This window comes from Pseudomonas sp. FG47, assembly GCF_057809115.1.
Genome location: NZ_JBMDJI010000028.1, coordinates 46,147 through 56,740, shown reverse-complemented (window position 1 = coordinate 56,740; position 10,594 = coordinate 46,147). Strand labels below are relative to the sequence as shown.

The 10,594-nt window shown below is 62.8% G+C and carries 8 protein-coding genes, 1 tRNA gene and 1 pseudogene; 4 read left to right on the top strand and 6 right to left on the bottom strand.

All coding sequences use genetic code 11. The annotated features are described in order from the left end of the window. The first annotated feature begins 546 nt into the window (after window positions 1-546). Window positions 547-1,989: a magnesium transporter gene (gene mgtE / locus ACODS5_RS18875; RefSeq protein ID WP_104445047.1), complete on the top strand. Its 1,443-nt coding sequence runs from the start codon at window positions 547-549 to the stop codon at window positions 1,987-1,989. A gap of 121 nt (window positions 1,990-2,110) precedes the next feature. Here the strand turns inward: mgtE and ACODS5_RS18870 are convergent, their stop codons facing one another. Beyond that, entirely contained in the window at window positions 2,111-2,437 is a 327-nt protein-coding gene (locus tag ACODS5_RS18870; protein ID WP_003254499.1) for an Arc family DNA-binding protein, read from the bottom strand. Window positions 2,438-2,783: 346 nt separating this feature from the next. Between ACODS5_RS18870 and phnN the strand changes: the two genes are divergently transcribed. Together phnN and ACODS5_RS18860 are read left to right on the top strand one after the other, a co-directional pair. Beyond that, entirely contained in the window at window positions 2,784-3,407 is a 624-nt protein-coding gene (phnN, locus tag ACODS5_RS18865; RefSeq protein WP_489109381.1) for a phosphonate metabolism protein/1,5-bisphosphokinase (PRPP-forming) PhnN, read from the top strand. A 73-nt stretch (window positions 3,408-3,480) separates the two neighbouring features. Then, window positions 3,481-3,557 (top strand) — tRNA-Arg (locus ACODS5_RS18860). Between the two features lie 39 nt (window positions 3,558-3,596). On the opposite strand, the gene ACODS5_RS18855 is transcribed toward ACODS5_RS18860, so the two are convergent. Continuing rightward, the gene (locus ACODS5_RS18855) at window positions 3,597-4,157 is read right to left on the bottom strand and encodes a hypothetical protein (protein WP_489109377.1); all 561 of its coding nucleotides are present in this window, start codon (window positions 4,155-4,157) and stop codon (window positions 3,597-3,599) included. A 220-nt stretch (window positions 4,158-4,377) separates the two neighbouring features. Between ACODS5_RS18855 and ACODS5_RS18850 the strand changes: the two are divergent. Further along, window positions 4,378-5,375 (top strand): annotated as a pseudogene (locus ACODS5_RS18850) (sensor domain-containing diguanylate cyclase). Window positions 5,376-5,544: 169 nt separating this feature from the next. Here the strand turns inward: ACODS5_RS18850 and lpdA are convergent. The 4 genes from lpdA to ACODS5_RS18830 are packed head-to-tail and all read right to left on the bottom strand — an operon-like array spanning window position 5,545 to window position 10,494. Continuing rightward, window positions 5,545-6,924, bottom strand: a complete 1,380-nt coding sequence (gene lpdA / locus ACODS5_RS18845; RefSeq protein ID WP_134690871.1) for a dihydrolipoyl dehydrogenase — start codon at window positions 6,922-6,924, stop codon at window positions 5,545-5,547. 2 nt (window positions 6,925-6,926) lie between these two features. Further along, entirely contained in the window at window positions 6,927-8,201 is a 1,275-nt protein-coding gene (locus tag ACODS5_RS18840) for a dihydrolipoamide acetyltransferase family protein (protein WP_134690869.1), read from the bottom strand. After that, a complete protein-coding gene (locus ACODS5_RS18835; protein ID WP_104445054.1) occupies window positions 8,202-9,260 on the bottom strand; it encodes an alpha-ketoacid dehydrogenase subunit beta in 1,059 nt (352 codons plus the stop codon). Window position 9,261: 1 nt separating this feature from the next. After that, complete coding sequence (locus ACODS5_RS18830) at window positions 9,262-10,494, bottom strand: 3-methyl-2-oxobutanoate dehydrogenase (2-methylpropanoyl-transferring) subunit alpha (protein ID WP_489109376.1); 1,233 nt, start codon at window positions 10,492-10,494, stop codon at window positions 9,262-9,264. Window positions 10,495-10,594 lie beyond the last annotated feature (100 nt).

Sequence of the window (10,594 nt, the reverse complement as noted above, 5' to 3'; positions counted from 1 at the left end):
GAGTACTCGGCTACGAACCGAGCGGTCGCAGGTTCGAATCCTGCTGAGTCCGCCATACATCAAGAAGCCCGCTCATTTGAGCGGGCTTTTTGTTTTTCTGGCGCACTGAATTGTCGCTGATGTGCATCTACGCTTTTCAGTAGGTCTCGCGATCTGCGTAGGAGCCGGCCTTGCCGGCGAACACCGGCGCAGCCGGTGCCCAGCCATCGTGTCGCCTGGTTCGCCAGCAAGGCTGGCTCCTACAGGTCGAGGTCAGTCGCGAATTGTTCGGGGCCCTGAAAGCGATGTGCTTTTTCCGCCCAACCCACCGTCGCACTGATGGCTTCGAGCGTTGTCATAGCTTTATCGCGCAAACGATTGTTCTGGCCAAAAATTTAAGCGATCCGACAGCTTGCACAGTGTATGATTGCGCCCGTCAGCCCCGCCGGGGCTTGTGGAATCCCACCATGGACTTACCCAGTAGTTACTCGCTAACACGCTTCATACCGCAAGATCTGACCGATTGATTCTCCCGGCGTGCTCCGCTGCTGGGAGTGGAGTTCGCCTATGACCGAAATCGAAGTAAAGAAAACTCAAGACAGCCTGCAGGATCGTCTGGCCCAGGTGATCGAACTGCTGCAGCGCCAGCGCGTGGTCGAAGACCTGACACACCGTCAGGAAGGTCATCATCATGACCTGGTGGAAAACCTCGTCCACCGCCAGAACCTGGTCGAGCTGCAGCGCAAGCTCGATGATCTGCACCCTGCCGACATTGCCTACATCCTCGAAGCCCTGCCACTGGACGATCGCCTGACGGTCTGGCAGTTGGTGCGCTCGGATCGTGATGGCGACATTCTGCTCGAAGTTTCCGACGCCGTTCGCCAGACCCTGATCGCCGACATGGACGATCACGAGTTGCTGGCCGCCGCCAAGGAAATGGACGCCGACGAACTCGCCGACCTGGCGCCTGAGCTGCCGCGCGACGTTGTTCATGAGCTGATGGAAAGCCTCGATGCGCAGCAGCGCGAGCGCGTGCGTTCGGCCCTGAGCTATGACGAGGAGCAGGTCGGTGCGCTGATGGACTTCGAGATGGTGACCATCCGTGAGGACGTCAGCCTCGAAGTGGTGTTGCGCTACCTGCGTCGACTCAAGGAGTTGCCGGGGCATACCGACAAGCTGTTCGTGGTCGACTACGATGGCAAGCTCAAGGGCGTGCTGCCAATCAAGCGGTTGCTGGTCAACGACCCGGACAAGAAAGTCGCGGAGGTCATGGCCAATGACCCGGTGACTTTCCATCCCGAGGAAGATGCCTACGATGCCGCCCAGGCGTTCGAGCGTTACGACCTGGTTTCCGCGCCAGTGGTGGACAAGAGCGACCGCCTCATCGGCCGTTTGACCATCGACGAGATGGTCGACCTGATTCGTGAGGAGAGCGAAAGCGAAGTGCTCAACATGGCTGGTCTGCGCGAAGAGGAAGATATCTTCGCCTCGGTCTGGCGATCGCTGCGCAACCGTTGGGCCTGGCTGGCCATCAACCTGATCACCGCCTTCGTGGCGTCGCGGGTAATCGGCCTGTTCGAAGGCTCCATCGAAAAGTTGGTCGCCCTTGCCGCGCTGATGCCGATCGTGGCGGGTATCGGTGGCAATTCGGGTAACCAGACCATCACCATGATCGTCCGTGCCATGGCCCTGGACCAAGTATCGCCGGGCAATACCAGTCGCCTGATGCGCAAGGAGCTGGCGGTTTCGCTGCTCAATGGCCTGATCTGGGGTGGGGTGATTGGCGTCGTGGCGTTCTGGTTGTATGGCAGTTGGTCATTGGGCCTGGTGATGACCGCGGCGATGACCTTGAACCTACTGCTCGCCGCCTTGATGGGGGTGTTGATCCCGATGACCCTGACGCGCCTGGGGCGCGATCCGGCCATGGGCTCGAGCGTGATGATCACCGCCGTGACCGACAGTGGCGGATTCTTTATCTTCCTCGGCCTGGCTACGCTGTTCCTGTTGTAGGAGCGACCCAAGGCCGCTCCTACAAAGAGCGTGCGTTACCCCGCCGTGAACCCCGCAATCACCAGATGCAAAAAAGCCAGCTTGCGCTGGCTTTTTTGTGTGCGACTGTTGCGTGCCTGAGTCAGGAGGCGTCGGCCGCCATTTCCACATCGTGAGCGATGAGGGCGACCAGGGCATTCTGCTGGCGGTGAGACAGTTGACGGAAGCGCTGCAGCAGCTCGCGTTCATGCAGGCTGAGCTCTGGGCTGTCCAGGCGCATGCTCAGCTCGTCGCCCAGCGCACCTTCCTGGATAAGGCTCTGTTCCAGGCGTGCGATGATCTCGGAGTTCATGCTGCGGTGATGGTTGCGCGCTACCTCGGCAATGCGCTCACGCATCCCGTCTGGCAGGCGAACGACGAACTTGTCAGCGGTGCGGCTCGAATAGATAGCCTGTTTCATTGGGCGCATATAAATTGACCGGTTGTTCTGGTTCAGGGGAAGCGGTTCTCAAATTGGCCGCACGGTGGAAGTACGACCGCGGCGACGACAAAATGTTCAACCGTGATGTGATTTTGGATGTTCATCTTGCCTCATGGTCGCCGTTTCCTTGGCGTCAATTCTGTGACAAATAGTGAGCCGGATAAAGGCTTTTTGCCAGTACCAATTATCAGAAATGAGCACTGGTTTGAAAAGTTTCACATACATCCGTGTTCGGTAGTGTCAGACGTTTGTCGTCAAAATCTGGTAAAAGGCAACAAAAGCCAAGGGAAAAGCTTACAATTTGCTGGTTTCCTTCACATTGAGCATAGTGGCTATGCAATATGACGCAAGCAGTGGGACGATCTCAAGGGCGCGTGTGATATTGCTCATAGGACCGTCTGGCTCGGGAAAAGATTCCCTGATAGACGCAGCGCGTGAGCCATTGCGCGCGTATGGGGTGGAAGTGGCCCGCAGGGTCATCACCCGCTCGGCCGAGGCCAAGGGCGAAGACGCCCACGGTGTGAGCGAGGCGCAGTTCCAGGCCATGCGCGAAGCCGGGGCGTTCGCCCTGGATTGGCAGGCCAATGGCTTGTGCTATGGCATTCCTATACAGATCGACAGTTGGCTTGATGCCGGCAAGTCGGTGCTGATAAACGGTTCTCGTGGTCACTTGGCCGCCGCCCGGCGCCGGTATCCCGACCTGCTGGCGGTGGGCCTGGCGGTATCGCCAGGGGTCTTGCGCGAGCGTTTGCTGGCCAGGGGGCGAGAAAGCCTGCAGGACATCGAGCAGCGACTGGCCCGCAATACCAGCCTGCAAGCCTATGATGCCGACGTCCATGTGCTCGACAATTCGGCTACATTGGCACAAGCATTGCGCGCCTTGCTCTGCTTGCTGGGCGAGCAGGGGGTAATCCGCTCGAGCCTGGTGAAAAAACCGACATGCAATTTGCCCGATTGAGGCATGACAAACGGCGGCATGCTGGTTAACATGCTTGCCGTTGCGTCGTACAGCCTTCGCTGGCGGCTTGCATGTCTCAGTAGCTCAATTGGATAGAGCATCCCCCTCCTAAGGGGAAGGTTGCAGGTTCAAATCCTGCCTGGGACGCCATTCTCATTTCCCCTCCCAGTGCAATCGCGCCGTCAGTGCTCAAAGGTTGGCGGAATATCGCTGCTCGATGTCCTGAACAGTGGCTTTCTCTGGCTCGTCACCCGCCAGGTTGGCAGCCTGCACGCGATGCTGTTCCTGTTCGATCTTGGCTTGGGTCTTCAGCTCGGCTTCTTCCTGGACGCGCCGGGCGATCTTCTCGTCGATGCGCATTTTCCGCTCAGGTGGCAGCGCATCGTATTCCTCCGGCGTCAGGCCCAACTCCTGAAGCATCTTTTCCTTGATCTTCTGCGCCGGTGACTTGGCCATGTAGTCGTGAAATTCCTGCGCGGCGTCGGATGCCTTCTGCTTGCCTGCGCGAGTTTGCGAGGCCGTGTCGGTCTGCGGGTTGTCCAGCGAGACCCGCATCTTGGCAAAGGCCTCCTTGCGGTTATCCTCGGCGTGCTGTTGCGATGTGCCGCCTTGGCTGTGCTGCTGCGTCTGGGCCTTGCCGGTCGCGGTGATGGCCGGGAACCCAGGGGCGGGGTTGGTCACTGGTTCGTTGCCGTTGTGCTGGGGTTGTTGCACGGTTTGCCAATTCAGGCCGGTTGCGCCGATAAGCATGGTTTCCTCCATGGACTGCTACGTAGGACCCGGCGAAAGGGGCAAAAGCTGTGCCAGGGCGTAATCTGTCGTGAAATAGCCCCTTCGGGCTATTCCTGGCGCTATGCGCTCGGCATATGCTTGCCTGCAAGAGGCGCAGGCTTGCCGCCTGCGGCAATTGTCATGAATATTGGCAGCACCGTAATCGGGGCGCAGTTGCTGGATACCAAGGAGAGCGTCCATGAGTCAGCCACCCCATCCGGTTCCGGCGGGCTTTACCGAGCAGCAACGCACACCCTGTTCGACCTGATCAGCGATGGTATCTGGGACTGGGATGCCAACAGCGGTTATGTCTAACGTAACCCGGGCTGGTACGCGATGCTGGGTTACGCCAGCCACTCCATGGCCAACTCGGTGCTGAGCTGGGAAAGCGTGATCCACCCGCAGGATTATCCACGGGTGATGGCGCACTTCGAGGCCTACATCAACCAGCGTAACGAGCGTTACCGCATCGAGTACCGCTGCCGCTGCCAGGATGGCAGCTACCTGTGGATCGAGGACAGCGGCCACATCATTGCCCGTAACGCCGATGGTTCGGTGGCCCGAATGCTGGGCGCGCACCGCAATATCGATGCTGGCAAGCGCCTGGTGGCGGGCCTGGAGCAACGCAACCAGTCGCTGGAGACCTAGGTCGCCGAACGCACCCGCGAGCTGTCGTGGGTCAACCAGCAATTGCAGCGGCAGTTGGACGAGAACCGTGAACTAGCCGAACGCGATGCGCTGACCCGCACCGCCAACCGCTATTGCCTGGAAAAGACCCTGCAGCGCGAATGCGAGCGCGCCGCCCGCTTCCGTGAGCCGCTGGCGTTGATCGCCATGGACCTGGATGACTTCAAGCCGATCAATGATCGCCATGGTCATGCCCGGGGCGATGCTGCGTTGATCGAGGTAACCGAGCGCATCCGCACCTGTCTGCGGCCTCAGGACCTGCTGGCCCGGTGGGGCGGGGATGAGTTCGCGGTGGTGCTGCCGGGTGGCGGTCTTGACGAGGCCCGTGCGCTGGCCGTGGCTCTTCGCCAGGCGATGGGGCCGATGGTGGCGATTGATGATTGCCAGCTGACCATGAGCTATGGCGTGGTGCAATGGCAGGAAGGCGACGACGCCGCGCGCTTGCTCGAACGCGCCGACCAGGCGTTGTACCGGGCCAAGGCCGATGGCAAGAACGCCATGGCTGAGTGACACTATGAATGGCACCGGCTATGCCGGTGTTCGCCGGCAAGGCCGGCTCCTACAATGTTTGTGGCATATCTCAGCGTAGGAGCCAGCCTTGCTGGCGACGCGCTGGACGATGATAAAAAAAGACCCGCGGCGCCGGGGGCGCAGCGGGCCAAATTACCGCTTCAGTGACTCAGATATGCAGTGCGTGCCCCAGGGCCCGTAGTGCTGCTTCCTGTACCGCCTCGCCGAGGGTCGGGTGAGCATGGATGGTGCCGGCGATGTCTTCCAGGCGCGCGCCCATCTCCAGTGATTGGGCGAAGGCGCTGGACAGCTCGGACACCGCCACCCCCACAGCCTGCCAGCCAAGGATCAGATGGTTGTCGCGACGCGCCACCACCCGCACGAAGCCGGTTTTGGATTCCAGGCTCATGGCCCGGCCGTTGGCGGCGAAGGGGAACTGCGCGACGATGCAGTCCAGGCCCTGCTGGTTGGCCTGCTCCGGGGTCTTGCCGACGACCACGACCTCCGGGTCGGTGAAGCACACCGCAGCGATGGCGCTGGGTTCGAAGCGCCGGGATTTGCCGGCGATGATTTCGGCGACCATCTCGCCCTGGGCCATGGCCCGGTGCGCCAGCATCGGCTCGCCGGCCACGTCGCCTATGGCCCAGACATTGCGCATGCTGGTCTGGCAACGCTCATCGATGGCAATGGCCGCGCCGTTCATCTGCAGGTCCAGGCTTTCCAGGCCGAAACCTTTGGTGCGTGGACGGCGGCCCACGGCAACCAATACCTGGTCGGCTTCCAGGCGCAGTTGACCGCCCTGGCCATCGCTGGCCAGCAGGCAGCCGTCGGCATAGCCTTCGACGCCATGGCCCAGGTACAAGGCGATGCCCAGTTTCTTGATCGACTCAGCCACCGGCGCGGTCAACTCGGCATCATAGGTCGGCAGGATGCGCTCGCGTGCTTCGACCACGCTGACCTTGGCACCGAGCTTGCGGTAGGCGATGCCCAGTTCCAGGCCAATGTAGCCGCCGCCGACCACCACCAGGTGCTGGGGCAGTGCCTTGGGTGCCAAGGCCTCGGTGGATGAGATGATCGGCCCACCGATCGGCAGCATCGGCAGTTCGACGCTGTTGGAACCAGTGGCCAGTAGCAGGTGTTCGCACTGGATGCGTTGGCCATCGACTTCGACGCTCTTGCCGTCGAGGATCTTCGCCCAACCGTGGATCACCTTCACGCCATGTTTCTTCAGCAGTGCGGCGACGCCGCTGGTCAGGCGGTCGACGATGCCATCCTTCCACTCGACGCTGCGGCTGATGTCCAGGCGCGGCGAGGACACGCTGATGCCCAGCGGCGAAGGTTCGGTGTAGCGGCTGGCCTGGTGGAATTGCTCGGCCACATGGATCAGCGCCTTGGACGGAATGCAGCCGATGTTCAGGCAGGTGCCGCCCAGGGCCTGGCCTTCGACCAGCACGGTGGGGATGCCCAGTTGCCCGGCGCGGATGGCGGCCACATAGCCGCCGGGGCCGCCACCGATGATCAGCAGGGTGGTGTTGATGAGCTCTTGCATGATCACTCCACGAACAAGCAGGCGGGCTGTTCCAGCAGGCCGCGCACGGCCTGGATGAACAGTGCGGCATCCATGCCATCGACCACGCGGTGGTCGAAAGAGCTGGACAGGTTCATCATCTTGCGCACGACGATCTGGCCGTCGATCACCATTGGCCGCTCGACCATGCGATTGACGCCGACGATCGCCACTTCCGGGGTGTTGACCACCGGTGTGCTGACGATGCCGCCAAGGGCGCCGAGGCTGGTGAGGGTGATGGTCGAGCCGGACAGTTCTTCACGGCTGGCCTTGTTGTTGCGCGCCGCGTGAGCGACACGGGCGATCTCACTGGCGTTGCTCCACAGGCTGCCGGCTTCGGCGTGGCGCAGCACGGGCACCATCAGGCCGTTGTCACCCTGGGTGGCGATGCCGACGTGCACCGCGCCGTGGCGGGTGATGACCTGGGCTTCGTCGTCGTAGGTGGCGTTGATCTGCGGGAAGTCGCGCAGGGCGACGACCATGGCGCGCACCAGGAACGGCAGCAAGGTCAGCTTACCGCGGCTGTCACCATGCTTGGCGTTGAGCTGCTGGCGCAGGGCTTCCAGGTTGGTGACGTCGATTTCCTCGACGTAGCTGAAGTGGGCGACACGACGCTTGGCGTCCTGCATGCGCTGGGCGATCTTGCGACGCAGGCCGATCACCGGTACCTGCTCGCTGTCGGTGCGTTTGCCGTAGCCTCCGGGTGCCTGCCCGGCACTGCTCTGCGGCTTGCTGATGAAGGCGTCGAGGTCTTCGTGCAGGATGCGCCCAGCCGGGCCGCTACCGTGCACGTAGCGCAGCTCGATACCGGCATCCAGGGCACGCTTGCGTACCGCCGGGGAGGCCAGTGGCTTGTCATGGGCCTCGCGCGGCACGATGGGCGCGGTCGCGTGGGTTGCGGCAACCTGCGGCTGGGGCTCGACGCGTGGCTCGGGGCGGGCCGCGGCCTGCACCGCTGCAGGTGCGGGTGCAGGCTCGGCCGGCTTGGCCTGAGGCGTGTCGACATGGTTGCCGCTGCCTTCGACCTCGATGCGGATCAGCTCGCTGCCGACCGCCATCACTTCACCTGGTTGGCCGCCCAGGGCCAGCACCTTGCCGCTGACCGGCGAAGGTATTTCCACGGTGGCCTTGTCGGTCATGACATCGGCCACTACCTGGTCCTCGGCGATCAGGTCGCCGACCTTGACGAACCATTCCACCAACTCGACCTGCGCGATGCCTTCGCCAATGTCCGGCATCTTGATGACGTGCGTGCCCATTCAGACCTCCATGACCCGTTTCAGTGCCGCGCCTACCCGCGAAGGGCCTGGGAAATACGCCCATTCCTGTGCGTGGGGGTAGGGGGTATCCCAGCCGGTGACGCGCTCGATCGGCGCTTCGAGGTGATGGAAGCAGTGCTCTTGGACCAGCGATACCAGTTCCGCGCCGAAGCCGCAGGTGCGGGTGGCTTCGTGCACGACCACGCAGCGGCCGGTTTTCTTCACCGACGCGACGATGGTCTCCAGGTCCAGCGGCCACAGGCTGCGCAGGTCGATGACCTCGGCGTCGACGCCGCTTTCTTCGGCCGCCACTTGCGATACATACACGGTGGTGCCATAGGTCAGCACGGTGACGTCGTTGCCCGGGCGGGTGATCGCCGCCTTGTCCAGCGGCACGTTGTAGTAGCCGTCCGGCACCGCGCTGTGTGGGTGCTTGGACCACGGCGTCACCGGGCGGTCGTGATGGCCGTCGAACGGGCCGTTGTACAGGCGCTTGGGCTCGAGGAAAATCACCGGATCGTCGCATTCGATCGAGGCGATCAGCAGACCCTTGGCGTCGTAGGGGTTCGATGGCATCACGGTGCGCAGGCCGCAGACCTGGGTGAACATCGCCTCGGGGCTCTGGCTGTGGGTCTGGCCGCCGTAGATGCCGCCGCCGCAAGGCATGCGCAGGGTCAGCGGCGAGATGAACTCGCCGGCCGAGCGATAGCGCAGGCGGGCCATCTCCGAGACGATCTGGTCGGAGGCGGGGTAGAAGTAGTCGGCGAACTGGATCTCGACCACCGGGCGCAGGCCGTAGGCGCCCATGCCCACGGCGGTGCCGACGATGCCGCTTTCGGAGATCGGCGCGTCGAACACGCGAGATTTGCCGTACTTGGTCTGCAGGCCTTCGGTGCAGCGGAACACGCCGCCGAAGTAGCCAACGTCCTGGCCATAGACCACCACGTTGTCATCGCGCTCGAGCATGACATCCATGGCCGAGCGCAGGGCCTGGATCATGGTCATGGTGGTGGTCGACATGGCGTTTTCCAGATGGATGCTGTTGTTGTGATCGTTCATCTCAGACCCCCAGTTCCTGGCGCTGACGGCGCAGGTGATCGGGCATTTCCTTGTACACATCCTCGAACATCGAGGCGGCGCTGGGGATATGGCCGTTGCTCAGGGTGCCGAACTGCTCGGCGTCCTTCTGCGCCTTGATCACCTCGGCCTCGAGCTCGGCGCTGACCGCCTGGTGCTCGTCCTCGGACCAATGGCCGGCCTTGATCAGGTGCTGCTTGAGACGGGCGATCGGGTCGCCCAGCGGGAAGTGGCTCCAGTCGTCGGCAGGGCGGTACTTGGACGGGTCGTCCGAAGTGGAGTGTGGGCCGGCGCGGTAGGTGACCCATTCGATCAGCGTCGGGCCAAGGCCGCGGCGGGCGCGTTCGGCGGCCCAGCGCGAGGCAGCATAGACGGCGATGAAGTCGTTGCCGTCGACCCGCAGCGAGGCGATGCCGCAGCCCACGCCACGGCCGGCGAAGGTGGTCGACTCGCCACCGGCGATGGCCTGGAAGGTCGAGATCGCCCACTGGTTGTTGACCACGTTGAGGATGACCGGGGCGCGGTACACGTGGGAGAAGGTCAGCGCGGTGTGGAAGTCGGACTCGGCGGTGGCGCCGTCGCCGATCCAGGCCGAGGCGATTTTCGTGTCGCCCTTGATCGCCGAGGCCATGGCCCAGCCGACCGCCTGGACGAACTGAGTGGCCAGGTTGCCGCTGATGGTGAAGAAGCCGGCTTCGCGCACCGAGTACATGATCGGCAGTTGGCGGCCCTTGAGCGGGTCGCGGGTGTTGGACAGCAGCTGGCAGATCATGTCCACCAGCGACACGTCGCGGGCCATGAGGATGCTCTGCTGGCGGTAGGTGGGGAAGCACATGTCGCTGCGGTTCAGGGCCAGGGCCTGACCGCTGCCGATGGCTTCCTCGCCCAGGCTCTGCATGTAGAAGGACATCTTCTTCTGGCGCTGGGCGACCACCATGCGGCTGTCGAAGATGCGCGTCTTGAGCATGGCGCGCATGCCCTGGCGCAGCACCTGCGGATCGATGTCCTCGGCCCAGGGGCCAACGGCGTCGCCGTGTTCGTTGAGCACACGCACGAGGCTGTAGGAGAGGTCCGCGGTATCGGCGGGTTCGACATCGATGGGCGGTTTACGCACAGAACCGGCGTCGTTCAGGCGCAGGTAGGAGAAATCGGTCTGGCAGCCTGGCCGGCCTGTAGGCTCGGGCACATGCAGACGCAGGGGGGCGTACTCGTTCATTGCTTTTTACGCTCGCTCGAATGTTGTTTTTGTGAGCTTTGAAGCGGTCGCCGCTGAGTACCGGCTCGTGACTGGCAAGTCAGCGTCTTTTACATCATAG

Coding starts and splice junctions, on each gene's coding strand:
- mgtE (WP_104445047.1), top strand. CDS start 547: ATGACCGAAATCGAAGTAAAGAAAACTCAAGACAGCCTGCAGGATCGT.
- ACODS5_RS18870 (WP_003254499.1), bottom strand. CDS start 2,437: ATGCGCCCAATGAAACAGGCTATCTATTCGAGCCGCACCGCTGACAAG.
- phnN (WP_489109381.1), top strand. CDS start 2,784: ATGCAATATGACGCAAGCAGTGGGACGATCTCAAGGGCGCGTGTGATA.
- ACODS5_RS18855 (WP_489109377.1), bottom strand. CDS start 4,157: ATGCTTATCGGCGCAACCGGCCTGAATTGGCAAACCGTGCAACAACCC.
- lpdA (WP_134690871.1), bottom strand. CDS start 6,924: ATGCAAGAGCTCATCAACACCACCCTGCTGATCATCGGTGGCGGCCCC.
- ACODS5_RS18840 (WP_134690869.1), bottom strand. CDS start 8,201: ATGGGCACGCACGTCATCAAGATGCCGGACATTGGCGAAGGCATCGCG.
- ACODS5_RS18835 (WP_104445054.1), bottom strand. CDS start 9,260: ATGAACGATCACAACAACAGCATCCATCTGGAAAACGCCATGTCGACC.
- ACODS5_RS18830 (WP_489109376.1), bottom strand. CDS start 10,494: ATGAACGAGTACGCCCCCCTGCGTCTGCATGTGCCCGAGCCTACAGGC.